The sequence below is a fragment of the Chitinophaga fulva genome, assembly GCF_012927205.1.
Taxonomy (GTDB): Bacteria; Bacteroidota; Bacteroidia; order Chitinophagales; family Chitinophagaceae; genus Chitinophaga; species Chitinophaga fulva.
Map to the genome: position 1 here is coordinate 1,577,042 of NZ_JABBGC010000002.1, position 19,020 is coordinate 1,596,061.

A 19,020-nucleotide genomic window follows, 5' to 3' on the forward strand; every position below is an offset into this window, starting at 1 on the left:
TTTGTTTTGTGTGATTAATAAACGTTATCTGGGGTTAACCGGTTAATTACAGTACAAAAGTAGGCTCCCGGCGGCAAGCTGATAAGCGTAGAAACAGGGAATTTGATAACTCAGTAGATGTACGGAGACGCTTTGACCAGTTTACCCCCTCCCCGATCCGCTGGCGGGGAAATTAATTCACTATAATAAAAAGCACTTTGTGTTTCAAAGTATATTCGTATTTTTGTATGGCCATTCTAAAATAACCTGCTATGAAAATAGATATTATCATCGCGTATGTTCAGCGATACGAATTCGGCCATGAATATGATTTTGTGCCGCCCATTACCGGTATACACCTGGCGGCCATCACGCCGGCGGGGCATACCGTAGCTGTTTATCATCAGCAGGTAGATAAAATTAATACCGACACAGATGCCGATCTGATCGCCATCTCCTTCTTCAGTGGTTTTGCCATGGCGGCCTATACACTGGCCGTGGAGTTCAGGAAAAGAGGGAAAACAGTGGTGGCCGGCGGTCCGCATGTGACCTACTGTCAATCAGAAGCGCTGGAATACTTTGACGCCATCGTCACCGGTGAAGCGGAGAACGTGTGGCCGCAGCTGATCACCGATGCTGCTGCGGGGCAACTGAAACGGATATACGCCGGCAGTCCCTGCGACATGCAGGACCTCCCCACGCCAAGATATGACCTGCTACCGAACAAATTCTTTATCCGGAAAGTGGTCCAGGCTACCAGGGGATGCCCCTTCTCCTGCTCCTTCTGCACCGTTCCCTCGCTCAATCCGGGTTTCCGGCTAAGGCCTGTTAAAGATGTATTGCGCGATGCAGGCTACGATAAATTCGACTACTGGTGGCAACGGAAGGTGGTATGGTTCTGGGATGACAACCTCACGATCAGGCGCCCCTACATCCGGGAACTGTTGCAGGAAATGATCCCTTTGAAAAAATGGTGGCTTACCCAGGCCAGTATGGACATCGCCAAAGATCCGGAACTGCTGGACCTCATGAAGGCATCCGGCTGTATCGGCGTTTTCCTCGGCATCGAATCTTTCGGAACAGATTCCCTCGCCGATGCCAACAAACGGCAAAACAAAATAGCCAACTACAGCGCTGCCGTGAAAGCGATCCGCCAACGCGGCATTGCAGTGATGGCCGGTTTTATCGCCGGCTTCGATCATGACGATGAACAAAGTATCGTCAACATGGCCGATCAGCTGATGGAAATAGGCATAGACGTTCCCTTCCTGAGTATCATGACGCCATTCAGAGGCACCCCTATCTATCAAACATTAAAAAAGGAGGACAGAATACTGGAAGACAGGAACTGGAATTATTACAATGGTTATAACGTTGCTTTTACACCGAAAAAAATCGATGCCGAACAACTGCTGCATGCCCACAGAAAGTTATGGAAAAAGTCATTCTCGCCCTGGTATGCCGGCAAACGGATACTTCGCGGCCTATTTACGCTCAGGTGGGGCGCACTGCTGCTATCCCTCTTTATGAACAGCTTCTACTCCTATAAACGGGTCAGGAAAAACTACCCGATCGACATGACTAAACGAAAAAACGGCGTAAACGCCGTGGAACCGGTTATGCATCCTGAAAGAAAAGGCAATGCGTTAGCATTGCCGGCTTAATTCATGCTCCTGAATTCCAGCGGTGTTTTCCCCGTTTTCTGCTTAAACAGTTTATTAAAATACTGGGGATAGTCAAACCCCAGCGAGTAGGCAATTTCACCAACAGGCATATTGGTGCTTAGCAGGATGTTTTTAGCTGCTTCGATCAAATGGATGTGGATGTGGTCCTGCGTATTTTTCCCGGTTTCCTTCTTTAGCAGATCGCTGAGATAACCGGGAGACAGATGCACCTGCTCCGCCAGGTCTTTTACTGTGATGAGTTTTTTCTCACCGGTGGCATTGCCGGTAAAATGCGCGGTCAGTATCTTTTCCACCTGCGCGACCACATTGTTATTGGAACTTTTTCTCGTGATAAACTGCCGGCCGTAAAAACGGGAGCAATAATTCAATAGTAACTCAATCGTGGAAACGATGATCGCCTGGCTGTGCACATCAATATTTTCCTGTAGTTCTGTCTGGATTTTTAGCATACAGTCAAGCAGAATCTGTTTTTCTTTTTCTGACAGGTGAAGCGCCTCCGATGTTTCATAGGAGAAAAAACTGTAGTCCTTCATCCTGTCGTTCAAAGCAGTGCCCCTGATGAGATCAGGATGGAAAAACAGGCCCCAGCCTGCCATGCCTTCTGTACTTTCTGTATCGTCATCCATTTCGATGACCTGGTTGGGCGCCATGCAAATCAGGCTGCCATCCTGGAAATCCACGATCTTGCGGCCGTATTTCACACTGGTATTAAAGTCCTTGAACAGGACCGTATAATGCCCTGCGGAAATTTTAGTGCCATCGCTGATATGCTCCGTTACCTTGCTAAAATCTATGACGGCCACCAGCGGATGATGAACAACGTCCTCCAGCCGGAACAATTTAAATATATCGGAAATCGTCTGTATATGAATAAACCCGGACATACTGTATGCATTAATCTCCCATAAAATTACGTAAAACGATGGAAGTCATGACCAGCCTCATCACTTCCATCGTTCTCCATACTTCATCAAAGCCCCAACTGTGCTTTTATGCCACCGATGAAAGCTTCGTCATCCAGTTGTTTGCGGTTGGCGATGATGACTTTGGCATCTTCCCCGGCGGTATACCGCAGCTGATTGGTACCGTCGGTGGCCGCTTCATAAATCACCTCCGCAATCTGGCGGCCGTTTGGAGCGCCCTGGTACATAGCCGTGGTGGTTTCCATTAATTTGCCCACCAATCCCTGGTATTCTACGAGCGATTCATCATTGCTGAAATCAAATGACCTGCTGACGAAGTCGGTGGCTATGGCGCCCGGCTCGACGATTTTCACTTTTCCGCCAAACTGCTCCACTTCATAGCTCAGTGATTCGGAGATGCCTTCCACCGCAAATTTGGTCCCGTGGTACAGTGACCCTAAGGGGAAGGTGATCTTACCGCCAATAGAAGATATATTGATGATGATACCGCTTTTATTGGTACGAAAATGTGGCAGCAACGCTTTGGTCACGTCGAGCAACCCTATCACATTGGTATTAAACTGACGGATGATCCGCTCCCTGGAGAATGATTCCAGCGGGCCATAGGCGCCATATCCGGCATTGTTGACCAGCACATCAATCCTGCCAAATTTCCGGATACCTTCCTGCACCGCATTGTCGATAGAAGCCGTATCCAATACATCCAGCCGGGTAACCAGCACATTGTCCAGGGTGGTCAGGGTTGTTTCCACTTCAGGCTTGCGCATGGTAGCGATCACATTCCAGCCTTTTGACTGGAACAGTTCCGCTGCTCCTTTTCCCAACCCGGCACTGGCGCCGGTAATTAAAACTGTCTTATTCATTTTCGGATTTTTTAATTTGATGATGTAAAGGTCGGGCGCAAAACAGGGTGGCTTATAAGACTAATCCGGGGAAATTGTATACTTTTCACCTCCTGCACCGATTGCGCAATTAAATCAAAATACTATCAACATTCCACCGTTACCGGTCACACGACTTCTCCTATCCATCTAATTAACAAGCACTTACAGGGGTTTTCTTTAGGTATCTCTCGGGTATCCTTCTGGTATCCTTTACCTATCTACCTGGTAAGCGCTATCTGAGAGCGCAAAAAATCAATATTATTTTATCACGCACAAATTCTCCGTTCCCGCACATTTTTTCTCCGGCCCGGCATATTGTATGGCGAATAAATTCATCAACTTTGGATGACTGTTTCACAACAACGCAACCACGCCGCAGCAACTGACGAATCCTTGAAATACGCCACCCGTCTGCCATCTGACAATATCACCAAATTGTCAGGTTCTTCTGATGGTATAGGATTATTCTGAAGTTATCAATAACTTACTATTGATCGACCGTTTATCTGCCCCTACGAAACCCAACGTCTGATGAGACACCCAAACCCGTTATGCATTGCACTCAGTGCCGTTTCTCTTTTTGTTTTTTCTGCTTGTAGCAAATCATCACTCACCGAGCCTCAGGAGTCCGCGCAGTCTGCGTTATCCTCTGCCAAACAGGTAACTGCCGCTTCCACCACGCCCGTCGGCACCGTTATTTACACCAGCAATGGGTATAAACTTACGTTCACCAACAATGCCGGTGGTTTTGACGATGCCACCCGCCAAAAATTCGTGGACATGTACTTTAGTATTTATCCTACATTGCTAAATCGATTTTATACAGGCGCCACCAAACAGGTCACATTTGTTATTGATCCTAACTACAACGGTGTGGCCTATACGTCCGGCACCACGGTCACCTACAGCGCCGCCTGGATGGCCAATCATCCGCAGGACGTGGACGTACTCACCCATGAGGTAATGCATGTTGTGCAGGCATACACCGGCGGCACGCCCGGTTGGCTGACAGAAGGCATTGCGGACTATGTACGCTACAAGTATGGTGTAAACAACGGTCCCGCAGGCTGGTCACTCCCCGCCTGGTCTTCTTCCCAGTCCTATACAGATGCCTACCGCGTAACAGCACGTTTCCTCGTATGGCTGGAACGACATGTCAGGGCCACCATTGTGGATGACCTGAATACGGCGCTGCGCAACAAGACCTACTCCGGCAACACCTGGAATCAACTCACCGGCAAATCAGTAGACCAGCTGTGGACAGACTACTCCAATAACCCGGCCTTATAATTCATGTAAGATATCATAGCATTGCCGTTATTATTCTCTAACCAGGGAATGATGAACAGTCGATCAACTATTCAGGCAATGGTATGTACTACAGGTTACCGGCTGCCCTGTAAGGCACGGCCGGTAACCCTGCGTCTTAATTCCTGCTATATTATTTCTTCCACAAACAGGAAATCCGCATCTGGGACCAAATGCGGATTTCTTATTTGAGCGTCAAAATACATTACATATCCTGCAACACGCACCAGCAGTCGTCAAAGTTCTTTTTCTCCAGGTCCTGTTTTCTGATCCAGAAATATAAACGTCCCATATCGGCCCACATCATGTTGGCATCTCCCTCGTTACTGTCTACCTGTAGCAACAGCAACCAGTCTTTGGCGCCGGTCATCACGTCTGCATATTCCGGGGAGTCAAACTTTCTGAAGTCGCCGGTAAAATCTTTATGGGTAACGATCTGGCAGAATGTCTCCATCTCCCCTTGCAGTATATCTGCATGGCCCAATGTTTTATTGCTCTCCACTTCTTTCCATATCTTTTCGCCGTACGTATCTCTTTCTTCGCTGCTGAGGAAGGAGAATGCCTTGCCCCATTTGTAGGGCATAGATACTTGCGTTTCAAAAGAGAGTGCGCACGGGCTGTATTGTGCCGTTTCGACCAGTGATTCCGGGAAATCGGGGTCCCTCAGCGCATCCTGGGGCCCGTCGAAATAGATCACGCGGAACAGGTGTTTTTCGTCCAGCGAGTATCCGCCCATAGCCTGATCAGCGTCATAGAAGAAATAGAGGTAACCACTACCGGGAAGCACCTGGTGCGTATCGAAAGACTTCACTTCCGACAGATTGAGCTGCGCAATAAATGACAACGGGTTACCCTTGTTGTCAACGGGCCAGGAAATATGCTCCGGCAAATCAGGCGTGCCGCCTATCCTGGAGCCACCAATAGGCACATCGTTGTAGTCATAGATCCGGGTCAGATGGTATCTGATCGTGTCTTTCATCAGGGCCTCAAATAGGGGTTTGTGATTGTCAAAATTGTGGGCTGTTAACGCGGTGTAAAATTCCTGTTTATTCATGGGATAATTATAATTATAAAACAGGCCAAAGATAAAATCTTTTACGAGTTTGACTAGCAGCCAGCCGGAAGAAACAGCCGATTTTACATCGGCTGTCCCGGCATCACCTTTCCGGAAGAAGCGCCTACAAACTCCAGGACTTTCACGGCATGTGAGCCGTTGAGGCCACTCTCATCCCGCTCCTGCTGAAATGCTTTGAAAGAGGGCACATTCAGCACTTCCTGCTGGATCTTCTCATCCCGGTAAGCAGAGAAATGGGAGAAGGTAACCCCGTCGTCCATCAGGGAAATATGGTACCAGAAAGCGGAATCGTCCATTTTTTGGAAATCAGCGAGGAAGCGTTGTATATTCTCTTTATTTTTTGCTACAAATGCTGGTTTTACGGTGTAGGTAACTTGTACAGTGATCATGTCAGTATAAATTAAATGGTTTTAAGTTGAAGACCCTTCCGGGCCATTTACACCTATACTACAACCGGGATTAATTATTTTGGACACATGCACCGAAATTTTTTTAAAACCGGCTTGCCTTCCTGAACTCCAGCGGTGAAATATTCGTTTTGGTCTTGAACAGTTTGGAAAATGACTGCGGATATTCAAACCCCAGCTCAAAGGCAATTTCATTGACCGACAGATCTGTCATCGTCAATCTTTCTTTTGCTTTTTCGATGACCTTCTCTTGTATATGCTGCTGGGTACTATTGCCGGTAAGCGTTTTAAGCAGGCCGCTCAGATAATTGGGGGAGATATTCAGCTGGCCGGATATCTCCTTTACCGTTGGTATCCCTTTCTCTTCCAGCACCTCCGGTGCAAAAGCCTTTTCCAGCAATGCTTCCAGCTGGTCCACGATACAATGGTGGGTGATTTTACGGGTAATGAACTGCCGCTGGTAAAAACGTTCCGCATATCCCAGCAGGGTCTCGATGATAGAAATAATGATCCCCTGACTGAATTTATCAATATTGGTAAGATACTCCCGTTCTATATTCCTGAACAACCCGCAGATGGTCTGCTCCTCATCTTCAGACAGGAACAGGGCTTCGTTCACCGAATAATCGAAGAACTCGTATTGCTTTATTTTCAGGGCAAGGGGATGGTTCCAGAGAAAGTCCGGATGGAGCAACAGCAACCATCCGGTTTGATTTATTTCGTCCTCCCGATAAGCATTAAAGCTAAATACCCGCCCCGGCGCCATGAAGCTCATCACGCCTTTATCAAAATCATATTCCTGTTGCCCGTACTTCATCTTCAGACATGACTGCATGAACCGGCTCATACTGATAAAGTAAAAGTCAGTCGTCATCGTGACATCTGAATTCCTGGATGGGTCCTTTAAGTCGGCAATATTGATCACGTTAATCAGCGGATGCTTCGCTTCCGGCAGGCTTCTCAGTTGTGATAACCCATGGATGCCTTTTATTTTCAGGGGCGGATTTCCGGCCATAATATTTAGTTTTGATGATACCAGGCAGCATACTCCCGGGCAAAATCCTTTAGTTTTCTTTTTCCCAATGCTGGTCTGTTAAGATAATAATCCTCCTGCGCTTTCCCATTATGCATATTTTCCTGCATTTCTACCAGTAATCCGGCTACTTCAGGTGATACGCCGGTAGCTTCCAGCCCTTGTTTCACCTGTTCTCCCGGCAGTGTTATCCATTGGAGGCCAGGTATGCCAACAGCCTCTCCTATAATTTGCGCCGCCTGTGTGCACGTTAGCTCCTCGCTGGCCACATACCTCGCTTTCAAACCCACTGCTGCCGGAGCGTTGAGCTCTTCCGCGATAGCAGCAGCAATATCCTCCGGTGCCACAAAAGCCACCATGTCTTCTCCCCCATAATTGGACATGATCATGCCCTGGTGGCGGATCATGTCCTTCAGATGATAGAAATTGCTGTAGAACGGCCCTGGCCTTACAAAGGTAACTGACACCCCGTTCAGTGCCTCAAACTTTTTCTCCGGCTGTACGGAATGCAGCAGATGCGCTATCCATCCGGTGAGCACCACTGCACGCTTTACGCCCGTTTCCCGGATAGCGTGAACATAACGGTCCATGTTCCTGTCCCATGTGCTTACATCCCGGGAGGTAAAGTCCAGCGGGTTCATACAATAAACAGCATCAGCGCCGGTAAAGGCTTTCACGAGGAAAGACGGGTCCGTGATACTGCCGATAGCGGGTTGAGCGCCCATCGCCTGTATAGCAGCCTGTTTGTTGGCGTCTGTCGTGATGAGGGTCACCTGGTGTCCTTCCTTCACCAATATTTCCGTGAGCGGCTTACTGATATTTCCGAGAGAGCCTGTAAGTACGATTTTCATTGTTAGCAATTTAATGTACCCAAAGGTGTCCCGGAATGCCGGTGTAAAAGTGTTCAGATCTCAGAAGATTATAGGAGAATCTACGTAATAAATAAACGTTGTCTTTTTGAAAACGGCCTATCCTGCAAGCCCTACAGTTAAAAAAGCGCTACCTTCGCCCCGGAACCGTAATAAAAAATGCCAGTCATATGTGCCATTCCTACAGGACATATGTCGGCACCGCTTAAATATATACCCGGATTGCTATGCGTAATGCCTTCATTAAAAAAGTTGCATTAAAAATATTAAAAATTACTTCGATATCTCTGGCCGCAATTCTTGCGCTATTGTTTTTGCTACCCATGCTGTTTCCTGATGCAGTATCCAACAAAATCAAGACCTGGGCCAACAGCAGTATCACCGGCGAGCTTAATTTTTCCAAAGCCCGGTTATCCTTCTTTAACCACTTTCCGGCCCTAACGCTGACCCTGTACGATTTTAGCCTGAAAGGCGGAGCGCCTTTCCAGCAAGACACGCTTGTTGCCGGTAATGAAGTATCCCTTGGCGTCAACCTGCAAAGCGTTTTCTCTGATGCCATCACCATCGACGAAATATACCTGACCAACGGGAAAATACATATCATGGTGGATTCCAGCGGGCATCCGAACTATAACGTATATAAATCCGCTCCTGCCACCACGCCCAGCAAACCGGACAGCGGCAGCGCCTCTATGAAGATAGAAAGGATACAAATTGATCATTGCCATCTTATCTACGATGATCAGTCGCTCCCCATGTACGTACAGGCCAAAGAGGTGAACTATGTAGGAAAAGGCGACCTCTCCAAAGCGATCTTTGATCTTCACTCTAAAATCAATATCGGTTCCCTGGATTTTACTTATGCCAATACTTCCTATATCTTATCTAAAAAACTGAATGGAGAGCTGGTCACCAAGATCAATACCAACTCCCTGGATTTTGTTTTTGAAAGAAATGACCTGAAAATAAATGAGCTGCCGGTAAGATTAAAAGGCGCCTTCGCCTTCATGAAGAACGGCTACAAAATGGACTTCCGGCTCAGTTCCATGGAATCCAGCCTGCATGCTATTTTTGGCGCCCTGCCGCCTGAATATCTCACCTGGATGCAGCACACCAATGTGGAGGGCACCGCAGACGTAAATGCCAGTTTAATCGGTGAATACATTGCGGAAACCAACACCATGCCCAACCTCACCTTTAATATGCAGGTCCGTAATGGTGTGATCACCAATCCGAAAGCACCGGCGCCCATTAAAAACCTGTTCCTGAATTTTCAGTCCAGGCTGGCACAACTGAATACCGATAGTTTATACCTTAACGTAGACTCTATCTTCTTTAACATCGACAAAGATTATTTCAGTTCCGTGATACGGGTAAAAGGCCTGAAAACACCGGATATCCATCTCAAATTAAATACAGACCTGGACCTGGAAAAATGGAGCAAAGCGATGGGCTGGCAGTCGTTTGACGTGAAAGGCCGCCTGCAGGCGCATATGCTGGCCGATGGCCCGTATGCCACCAGCATCGTGGACCGTGGCCCCAAACATCTTCCGGACACCGTTATCAGCAGTATTCCTTCTTTTGATCTCCAGGCCAGCTTCCATGATGGCTACTTTAAATTTGCCTCCCTGCCGGAAGCACTTAAAAATATCAGCTTCCAGGTAGCTGCCAATTGCCCGGATAACAACCTCGCACATACGCACTTTAACATTGATAACATCAACGCCAACCTGCTCAGCAACTATATCAAAGGCTACTTCCGTTTCAGCAACGCCCAGGCGCCTGTCATTGACGCGCAACTGGCGTCTGTCCTGCAACTGAGCGACGTCAAACAGTTCTGCCCCATGGACAGCCTGGACGTTACCGGTGCCTTGCATGTAGACATCAATACCAAAGGCAGCTATGTACCGGCAAAAAGATTGTTCCCGGTAACGACCGCCAAACTCACCATGGATAATGGTACCCTGCAAACAAAATATTACCCGAAACCTATTCAGAAGATCAACGTAGACGCCACCGTTACCAATACCACCGGCACGCTCAGCTCCCTGAAGGTAGACGTGAAGCCCATTGCTTTTGAATTCGAAGGAAACCCCTTTCTGCTGAAAGCCGATCTTAGCAATTTCGATAACCTGCGGTATAACATTACCTCTAACGGCACGATCGATCTGGGCGCCATCTATAAAGTATTCGCGCTACAGGGATATGACCTGAAAGGCTTCATCCAGACCAACCTGGCCCTTAGCGGCACCCAGGCCGATGCCCTCGCCGGGCGTTATAACAAACTAAACAACCGGGGCAAAATGACCGTCAGGGATATTGTGCTCCAATCGGACATGTTCCCGCTCCCCTTTTATATCAGCAACGGTGTATTCCGGTTTGACCAGGATAAAATGTGGTTCGACACCTTTATCGCCACCTATGGCAAATCGAAGCTTACCATGAACGGCTTTTTAAGCAATGTGATTGGCTATCTCACCGCGAAAAATCAAATACTGCAGGGCAACTTCGATTTCAGGAGCAACTATGTGCTGGTAGATGAACTGATGACCAATAACAGTCCGGCTGCCGCTACGCCAGCCAAAACCACGGCTTCTTCCGGCGTGATCATGCTGCCTTCCAACCTGGCACTGACACTCAACGCAGCCGCCGACAGGATCCGCTTCAAAGGCATGAACATCGATAGTTTCCATGGGCAGCTGGTACTGGACAGCGGCAAAGTAGCACTCAACAAAACCGGGTTCAATATTATCGGCGCCCCCGTAGAGATGGACGCCACCTACGCCTGCATACAGCCGCAGCGGGCCTCCTTCGACTACCACATCACCGCAAAAGAGTTTGATATCCGCCGCGCCTATAATGAAATTAAAATCTTCCGGGACATGGCCAGTTCAGCTGCCGGCGCCAGCGGCATCGTAGGCCTCGACTATCGCCTGAGCGGTAAACTGGATGGTAACATGAACCCCGTATACCCTTCCCTGAAAGGCGGCGGTGTATTGTCTGTCAAGAAAATCAAGCTGAAAGGCTTCAAGCTGATGAACGCCGTCAGCCAGTCCACCGGCAAATCAGACATTAAAGACCCGGATGTTTCCAAAGTGGATATTAAATCCACCATCAGCAATAACATTATTACCATCGAAAGGACCAAGCTGCGTGTAGCCGGCTTCCGCCCCCGCTTCGAAGGACAGGTGAGCATGGATGGCCGCTTAAACCTGAAAGGCCGACTGGGCCTGCCGCCGTTCGGCATCCTGGGCATCCCTTTCAACGTCACCGGCACTCAAAGCAATCCGACCGTAAAACTGCGCAGAGGCAGCGATAAAGACCAACTGGAAGAAACACCCGATACAGATGAATAACCTTCATCTTTTCAGGCCTGTTCTTCTCCGTAACAAAAAGATAAAAATTTCTATTTTTGAGCGGTGGTGAGGATTTATATTCATCTTCACTTCACATTCATCTTAAAATATAACGCTGCATGAACGGGCAATTAACGACATTGATGGGGAAACTTAAGGACAATACCATCCAGTTTAAAGAAGTGATTGAATTCATCGAAAGTCAATATCACCATCAGCCAACGGCCTTTAAAAACGGAGACGCGTATAACGAGGCAACACAAAACCAGGGTAGCGCTAAAGTTTTTGCTTTCGCGCAATTAAATGATCTCTCCAAAGAAGATACCCTTTACCTGTTTGCAGAACACTATCAATCAGTATTAAGTACCCCTGATGCGCAGGACCACCAAAACATCCGGCAGTTTATGACGCATGGATGGGCTGGCGTGGTGTTTGAAGGCCAGGCCCTGGTACAGAAATAGCGGGTGAGGTGATCATCTGTCCAGGACCTCATCAGCATAAAGGAATTCCACAATGAGAAAACTACTGTTTACTCTTGCTTTAGTGTCTGCCTGCTCCGTATCATGGGCCCAGCGCAGCATCCGTATAGATGGGATAGAAACGTTTTATACTGTAGGCGGCCTGGAAACCAGAAAGCCTGGTGAGCCGGTCGCCGTCTTTGAAAGCGGCATGGGAATGAGCGGAGAAAATTTCTCCATCCTTCTTTCTAGGCTTTCTGGCAACATCCCCTGGTTTACCTACGACAGAAATGGAATTGGCCATTCCGGTGTGGACATAGCCATCAAGAGCGATAGCGATGTGGTAAAAAAACTACACCGGACCCTGCAAACATTGAACATCCAACCTCCTTACCTGCTGGTGGGGCACTCCATAGGAGGCGCTTTAGCCCGTTTGTTTGCCGCATTCTACCCAAAGGAAACAGCAGGATTGGTTTTGATTGATCCCACAGATTTCATGCTTACCCAAAATGAAAATGATAGTGCCGCGAAATCATCAAAAAGCAAAATAGGTTACCAGGAATTGTGGCTCAGCATGCTCACTGATATGGCTGGCGACAAAAACATGCCCGAAGGTGTAAGAACCGAAATGAAAAGGGAACTGAATGTCAGCAAAGATGTTTTTTTCAAAGAGTACAACAACTTAAATGAACTCAGAGACATTCCTGTTGCTGTGCTGATTGCTTATAACAGACCTATTGAGCGGTATGAAGAAGAGATGAATGCCAAACTGGGTATTAATGGCAGGGCGTGGTTTGATACTTTTGATGATCTGAGGATCAAACATTACCGCAATTTGATTAAACATCAGAAAAACAGTGAGATCATCCTGCTGCCAGGTTATAGTCATGGAATTCACCACCAGGACCCCGGTAAGGTTGGTGACGTGATTAATAGTGTTTTTAAAAAAAGCTCCGTTAAACCCTGATAAAAGAGCTTTTATAGCCCGGTTGTACCTTTCATGGACTACAACCGGGCTTAATTTTTAAAATTTCCGCCAAATCTTGTAACCTTTTAAACCCTTATTTGTCTAATGTATACAACCATCAATACCTGACAAAACATGCAGACAGATCTTGAGAAAGAAACGGTGTTAACGCACGGAAATAAAAAATTGACAAACGAGGGCAAGTTTGAAGCAATACGGTACCACTTCCATGAGATCATGCTCGCCCTTGGCCTTGATCTCGAAGATGACAGCCTGAAAGATACCCCCGGCAGAGTAGCCATCTCCCCGGAACATACAACAATAAAAAAAGAGTACCCTTGCGGATACTCTTCGTATGTGTATTGTAACGGATTACAATGTTGATGGCGGCTCTTCTGTGGAAGTCATCTCCGTATCTCCTTCCAGTTGCTTCGCTTCTTTTTTGCGGCCGAAGAACCTCTTCACTACGCCTGCCAATGCAGCAAATCCCAACAGGATAAATTTCCAGCCTGCTGCCAGGAACTTCAGGATGATGGCGAAGAATCCCACTTTAGCGAGTACTTTACCGGCTACCAGTCCACCGATGGTCCATGCGGCCACGTTATCAATCTTCGGATCAAAATCGAAATAGGTATTACCTTCCGTGAAAGTGGCCATGTGCAGTACTTTATCAATATCCGCTTTCACCAATGGCAGTTCACGCATAGTACATACTGCATTCAGCGACAGGATGCCATGACGGCCTAAAATGCGGACCTGGTAATTCAGTGTATTGGTCCCATCTGAATCCCCGAAATGAATTTCCTTGGCCCAGTGCAATACTTTGTTTTTCTTGTCATAGAAGGGCGTCTGCGCCCATCCTACCAGGTGAATGCTCGGATAACCTTCTTTTAAACGTTGTGCATTTTCCTCCTTCTCATCTTTCTGCAGGTTTTTCAGCATGTCATCGTAATCGATTTTTTCCGCATCGCCATCTTTTACGTAGCCGATATCTTCGTACTCCACGATGAAAGCATAGCTGCTATCAGAGAAAGGGTCTGACTTTTCGGGAAAAATCATTCCCAGCGTATTGGCCGCATTGGCCTCAGGATTGCCCCACAACTTAGTTAAGACATATTTGCTCTGTTCTTCGTTGAGGAACTTAAATCCCGCAGGGATCTTAATCTCCGCTTTACCGCCGGGGAGTTTAATAACACCGGTTTCATACTTTTGTGCTTTGCGGATAGAATCCACCATTTTCTCTGCCTGTTCCTGGGAAATTTCGACAGAGTCACGTACAGGGGCTGCTTTAAGGGATAGGGCTACAAACAGCAAACTAGCCAGACATAGGTACTTTAACATGAATGAATAAATATTTCAGGCGGCAAAAGTGCAATAAATATTTCAAAAAAGAAAATGATTGGCACAGAAGCCAGCAGCAGCAAGTCATTACAGTCATGACAAGTTTGCAACAACATCACATGGTATCCTCCTGATAAACAAGGCAGAATTTTTTCTTATTTTGCTCCCATGATGCAGCAACATATCCTCACCGCTCCGCAGGCCAGAAAAATAATCCTTCATGCCGCAGGACTGGCTCAGCTCGGCCAGTTCGGCAAAGGGATCGAGGCCGTTTACAAACTGATCGATCACCTCGGTTTTATCCAGATTGATACCAACTATGTGGTGGAGCGGGCGCATCACCATGCTATTGCCGCGCGTGTACCGGACTATAAACCGGAATGGATTGATGAGCTGATGGCAGATGGAAGCATCTTTGAATTTTTCACCTACGGTACCGGATATATTCCCATGTATGAGTTCCGCTTTTCACTGCCTGTGAAAGAAGGTTTTTTATCCAGGAGAAAACCGCTGACACAACCGGAGATCAACCTGATGAACAAGGTACTTGATAGAATTGGCCGTGAAGGCCCGCTGATGGTAAAGGACTTTGAAAACGACCGGCCGGTGGCAAGCTCCGGCTGGTGGGATTGGCGGCCGGCAAAGCTGGCATTGGAGCGGTTATTCCTCGATGGCAGCCTGATGTGCACCCGTGAGAAAAATTTCCATAAGGTATATGACCTGCCTAAAAACCTGGTGCCGGCGGATGTGGACACTACCATGCCTGCGCCGGAAGAATATGCAAGGCACGTTATCCGCCGTTCTTTGCAGGCGCTAGGTATCGCCTACGCCAAAGACATCGCCTGGCGCGGACACTACGCAAAAGATAACCCGGTAAAAGCAACGTTGGAAAAGATGGTGGCTGAAGGTGAAATATGCCTCGTCAGTATCAAAGGACAAAACACCGCTCCCCTTTATATGTTGCCTGATTACAAAGACAAAAAAATAAAGCTGAGCGGTGATGCATTTATTCTTTCTCCGTTCGATACGGTAAATGTGCTCCGTCACCGTTTAAAAGACTTCTTTGATTTCGACTACCAGATAGAGTGTTTTGTTCCCCAGGCAAAGCGCAAGTACGGATACTTTTCACTGCCCATATTGGTAGGCGATACCTTTGTGGCCAGAATGGATTCTAAAGCTGATCGTAAAAACCGTACGCTAACAGTACACAATCTTCATACAGAATCCCTGCCACTCTCCCAGCCGATGATCAGCAAGATCGCCAATGCCATCAAATCATTCGCGAAGTTCAATCAATGCTGGCAAGTCGACATCAAAAAATCAAATCATAAACAGCTGGTCAAAGCTATTAAGGACGCCCTTTGATTACTTATTGTATATCGGGCTTCTTTTCAGCATATAACGCAGGGCATCCCGGTATGAACCCTCATTATTTAAAAATGCGGTACGCCTGTTCGCAAATATTTTCTCATTCTGTTTGTTGAAAACACTCAGGCTAACTTCATTCTCATATTGGTTTTCAATGGTAGTACTATTGGAATTGTCGTTCTGCCTTTTATTGCCTTCTACTTTAGTAGTACTGGAACCCGAGGAGTTCACGCTTTCCTTTACACTACGGGACAATGTACCCTGTAAAACAAATTCAGCGCCTAATATCCGGCAAAGCTCATCATAGGTATATCCCTTAATGGTGTTGCCGTCAATCCCCTTTTTGTACAACAGCGCATTCGTGGTGTTAGGGTCCTGGAACTTGTACTGACCGTCCCTATTGCTCAGGTACACATAGGTATCATTCTGTAACTTCTCTCCTTTTTCGGTGACCTGTTGCAGGGGCTCATTGACGGCGATATACCTGAATGGCAGAATGGCGACCAGTCCTGGTTCAATGGGGCGGCCGCTTTCAACAGGCTCTCTGCCTGCGTTGGCCGCAGGTGCGCTGATCACTTCCACTCTTCCGCTGCTAAAGGTAATTTTGTTGATGTCGGATTTTTTCAGTTCATATACCAGCGTTTCCCCGGTATGAATAAATTTAACCGTGTTTGTCTGCATTTCAGTGATCTTCCCATGCTTTTCCTCTCCGCTTAGCATCAGCACTACATCTTCTTTACTGCCAGATACTTTGCCGGTCTGCGCGTTTAAAGAAAAACAGCTCAGTAACATCAATAAAACGGTCACTGAAAATTTCAACATTCTGATCATGATAAAAATATTAGGGCTTTGAAAATTATGCTACTTTTTCTCCGTCTTCACCCTTTTCTGTTCATCCGATGCGCCGCTTTCACGTTTGTCTGTCACATCTTTCTTATCATTTTTATTAAAGCGATAAGTAAACGCCAGTTTCAATACCTGTGACTGCCATTGGCCGCGCATAGAGATATCAATATTCTGATAACGGCTCGCAGCGTTGTACCTGTTCCAGCCGAAGATATCAGATGCGCTCAGGCGGATAGTGCCCTGCTTACCGAGGATATCTTTTTGCACGCCGGCATGCAACGACCCTATTGGCTGAACCAAAAACGTGCCATCGATGCTCCGCGATGCCCAGGTGCCCATAAATTGGAAGCCCCAGCCACTTTTCAACTTCACCTGCTGCATCAGCTGGCCGGTGAAAACACCGGCTTTCAACCGGAATGGTTCGTTGTTGATCGTACCGGAATAATCGTAGTTGTTATAATCCATGTAGATGACGGTCGCCATGTTATCACCTATGGGTATCTGGGCGTTTAAATTGGCTCCCAGCACTTTACGGGTATTCAGGTTCTCCGGCCGCTGATAGGTTTCATTCTTGGTGGCATCCTGCAGGATGACATCCTGGATAATATCTGTTGTCCGGTTATACAGCAGTGTGAACATCAATGCGCCTTCCCATACACTGTAGCCCAGTTCTACGTCATGGCTGTATTGCGGGTTCAGGTAGGGGTTTCCTTCGTTGTAGGTATACTGGTCCAGGTAGAAACGGAATGGGTTCATACTGCGGTAATCCGGCCGCTCTATCCGTCGTCCGTAGGACAATGTTACTTTGCTTTCCTTGTCAAGATCGTAGGCCAGGAAAGCTGTCGGGAAGAACTGCAGATAACTGCGGGAAAATGTTTGTCCGTTGTTTTTCTGTTCTCCTTTCAGCCAGGTCTGTTCTGCCCGGAGACCCACCTGAAATTCCCAGGCCTCGTGTTGATGCCGGAGGTTCAGGTACGCCGCATTGATATTTTCTTTATAGAGAAAATGATTGCTCAGGGTATCATTCTTTTTCCAGCCGGTAGTCACGCCATCGAAATACTGCGCATTATTGTCCGTATTGACAAACGACGTTTTCAGGCCCGCTTCCAGGCGTGTACCTGCTGACAACGGACGGGTATAATCCGCTTTCAGGCTGTAGATACTGATTTTCCCCGGCAGGTCTGCCAGGAACAGCTTGTGTGGTGCCGCCTCGCTGCTGTCGGGTTTATAATAACGGTTATCAAAATGCTGCTCGCTGGTACTGTTGTACGACAGGTAGTCGGCATTTATCAGCAGGTCATGTCCTACCGTATCAAATACATGTTTCAGGCTAACATTCGCTTCCATGTTGTCCCATTGGCCTTTTGTGGTAGCTGGTGCGTCTACGCGGGTTATCATAGTGCCGTCCCCGTTTTTTAGCAATGTATTATTGGTACTGGCTGATGTGGAGGGATTATGAAACCCTCCCACGGCAACGCCTATAGTAGTTTTAGCGCCGGCGTAATAGTCCAGTCCCAGTTTTCCGGTAGTACTTTGTCCAGTCGTTTTGGTGTAAGTATGCTGATCATAAATACTGGTGATTTTATCATCACCGTTGCGAAAGTTACGGACAATATAATAATCTTCAAAACTCTTGCGGTAGCTATAACCGGCATTTCCGTAAAAATTAATATGCTTGCTGCTATAATTAAAGTTGAGGGTCTGGGTGGTGCCAGGATATCTTCCTTGTAAGGCGGTAAGGACAATGTTTCCGTTGAAACCGTCCGTCTTCATTTTTTTTCTTTTGATATTAATGACCCCATTACCGGCCGCATCATATTTTGCCGGCGGGTTAGACATGATCTCGATCTGTTCCAGTTGTGAGGCGGGCATATTCCGCAGGAAGGCGGTCAGCTCTCCTCCCGAGAGGTAAGCAGGTCTGTCGTCTATCATTACTTTTACGCCTTGTTTACCTTTGATGGAGATACCGCCGTTCTTATCCACCAACACACCGGGCAGCTTTTCCATCACATCCATAGCACTGCCTCCTGCTGCCATGATGGATGACTCCACATTCACAACAGTGCGGTCCAGCTGTTGTTCTATAAAAGGTTTTTTAGCCGCTACGGTCACTCCTTTCAGGTTGCTGGCGTCTGTTTGCAGAACAGCATTGTCCAGCGTTACCTGTGGCTGGTCCAGGCTAAAAACCGGGCCGTTCCACTCTTTGTATCCTATGTAAGTAATGGTAACAAAATAACGGTTGAAAGGAATACCTTCCAGCTGCCAGCCCCCGGTAGTATCAGACAGGGTGACTTTCACCAGGGAGGAATCTGCCGCTTTTTTGAGCAGTACGGTGGCGGCAACAACCGGCTGCTGCGCTGCATCGCGTAGCTGGCCGGTAATTTTGCCGGTTTGTGCGTTAGCGGCAACAGATAACATCAGTAAAACCAACGGCAACATCCATTGTTTTACCACACTTTTTGGGGAACCGGGTGTCATAGTAGTGTTTTCTATAGTTGTGTACATTTTATGAAAAGATTTT

General features: G+C 47.3%; 16 protein-coding genes. 7 read left to right on the forward strand and 9 right to left on the reverse strand.

The features are described 5' to 3' along the window. Positions 1 to 251 precede the first annotated feature (251 nt). Positions 252 to 1,643 carry a B12-binding domain-containing radical SAM protein gene (locus HHL17_RS22760; protein ID WP_169227082.1) on the forward strand — a complete coding sequence of 464 codons (1,392 nt, stop codon included), beginning with the start codon at positions 252 to 254 and terminating at the stop codon, positions 1,641 to 1,643. Here the strand turns inward: HHL17_RS22760 and HHL17_RS22765 are convergent. Both HHL17_RS22765 and HHL17_RS22770 read right to left on the reverse strand, forming a co-directional pair. Further along, the gene (locus HHL17_RS22765; protein WP_169227083.1) at positions 1,640 to 2,548 is read right to left on the reverse strand and encodes a helix-turn-helix domain-containing protein; all 909 of its coding nucleotides are present in this window, start codon (positions 2,546 to 2,548) and stop codon (positions 1,640 to 1,642) included. The two genes, HHL17_RS22760 and HHL17_RS22765, sit on opposite strands and share 4 nt — an antisense overlap. A gap of 86 nt (positions 2,549 to 2,634) precedes the next feature. Further along, positions 2,635 to 3,450, reverse strand: coding sequence for an SDR family oxidoreductase (locus HHL17_RS22770; RefSeq protein ID WP_169227084.1), 816 nt, complete (start codon positions 3,448 to 3,450; stop codon positions 2,635 to 2,637). Between the two features lie 552 nt (positions 3,451 to 4,002). Here HHL17_RS22770 and HHL17_RS22775 point away from each other — a divergent pair. After that, positions 4,003 to 4,761 carry a basic secretory protein-like protein gene (locus HHL17_RS22775; RefSeq protein ID WP_206156132.1) on the forward strand — a complete coding sequence of 253 codons (759 nt, stop codon included), beginning with the start codon at positions 4,003 to 4,005 and terminating at the stop codon, positions 4,759 to 4,761. A gap of 223 nt (positions 4,762 to 4,984) precedes the next feature. On the opposite strand, the gene HHL17_RS22780 is transcribed toward HHL17_RS22775, so the two are convergent. The 4 genes from HHL17_RS22780 to HHL17_RS22795 form a co-directional block, all read right to left on the reverse strand. Further along, on the reverse strand, positions 4,985 to 5,833 hold the full coding sequence (locus tag HHL17_RS22780; RefSeq protein WP_169227085.1) for a YwqG family protein: 849 nt from the start codon (positions 5,831 to 5,833) through the stop codon (positions 4,985 to 4,987). A gap of 83 nt (positions 5,834 to 5,916) precedes the next feature. Then, positions 5,917 to 6,243, reverse strand: coding sequence for a hypothetical protein (locus HHL17_RS22785; RefSeq protein WP_169227086.1), 327 nt, complete (start codon positions 6,241 to 6,243; stop codon positions 5,917 to 5,919). A 103-nt stretch (positions 6,244 to 6,346) separates the two neighbouring features. After that, positions 6,347 to 7,276: a helix-turn-helix domain-containing protein gene (locus tag HHL17_RS22790; protein ID WP_169227087.1), complete on the reverse strand. Its 930-nt coding sequence runs from the start codon at positions 7,274 to 7,276 to the stop codon at positions 6,347 to 6,349. 5 nt (positions 7,277 to 7,281) lie between these two features. Then, positions 7,282 to 8,145, reverse strand: a complete 864-nt coding sequence (locus HHL17_RS22795; protein ID WP_169227088.1) for an NmrA family NAD(P)-binding protein — start codon at positions 8,143 to 8,145, stop codon at positions 7,282 to 7,284. A gap of 341 nt (positions 8,146 to 8,486) precedes the next feature. Between HHL17_RS22795 and HHL17_RS22800 the strand changes: the two genes are divergently transcribed. The 4 genes from HHL17_RS22800 (at position 8,487) to HHL17_RS33450 (ending at position 13,328) form a co-directional block, all read left to right on the forward strand. Further along, on the forward strand, positions 8,487 to 11,519 hold the full coding sequence (locus tag HHL17_RS22800) for an AsmA-like C-terminal region-containing protein (RefSeq protein WP_169227089.1): 3,033 nt from the start codon (positions 8,487 to 8,489) through the stop codon (positions 11,517 to 11,519). Positions 11,520 to 11,662: 143 nt separating this feature from the next. Continuing rightward, a complete protein-coding gene (locus tag HHL17_RS22805) occupies positions 11,663 to 11,980 on the forward strand; it encodes a HopJ type III effector protein (protein WP_240975935.1) in 318 nt (105 codons plus the stop codon). Positions 11,981 to 12,032: 52 nt separating this feature from the next. Then, positions 12,033 to 12,944: an alpha/beta fold hydrolase gene (locus tag HHL17_RS22810; protein ID WP_169227091.1), complete on the forward strand. Its 912-nt coding sequence runs from the start codon at positions 12,033 to 12,035 to the stop codon at positions 12,942 to 12,944. Positions 12,945 to 13,079: 135 nt separating this feature from the next. Further along, positions 13,080 to 13,328 carry a hypothetical protein gene (locus HHL17_RS33450; protein ID WP_206156133.1) on the forward strand — a complete coding sequence of 83 codons (249 nt, stop codon included), beginning with the start codon at positions 13,080 to 13,082 and terminating at the stop codon, positions 13,326 to 13,328. Here the strand turns inward: HHL17_RS33450 and HHL17_RS22820 are convergent. Next, positions 13,317 to 14,285 (reverse strand): DUF2167 domain-containing protein, encoded by a 969-nt coding sequence (locus tag HHL17_RS22820; protein WP_169227092.1) that lies wholly within the window; start codon positions 14,283 to 14,285, stop codon positions 13,317 to 13,319. The genes HHL17_RS33450 and HHL17_RS22820 overlap by 12 nt on opposite strands. 168 nt (positions 14,286 to 14,453) lie before the next feature. Here HHL17_RS22820 and HHL17_RS22825 point away from each other — a divergent pair, with 168 nt between their 5' ends. Further along, on the forward strand, positions 14,454 to 15,650 hold the full coding sequence (locus HHL17_RS22825; RefSeq protein WP_240975936.1) for a winged helix-turn-helix domain-containing protein: 1,197 nt from the start codon (positions 14,454 to 14,456) through the stop codon (positions 15,648 to 15,650). On the opposite strand, the gene HHL17_RS22830 is transcribed toward HHL17_RS22825, so the two are convergent. Next, entirely contained in the window at positions 15,651 to 16,484 is an 834-nt protein-coding gene (locus tag HHL17_RS22830; protein ID WP_169227093.1) for a hypothetical protein, read from the reverse strand. A 30-nt stretch (positions 16,485 to 16,514) separates the two neighbouring features. Continuing rightward, positions 16,515 to 19,004, reverse strand: a complete 2,490-nt coding sequence (locus HHL17_RS22835) for a TonB-dependent receptor (RefSeq protein WP_169227094.1) — start codon at positions 19,002 to 19,004, stop codon at positions 16,515 to 16,517. Between the last annotated feature and the right edge of the window lie 16 nt (positions 19,005 to 19,020).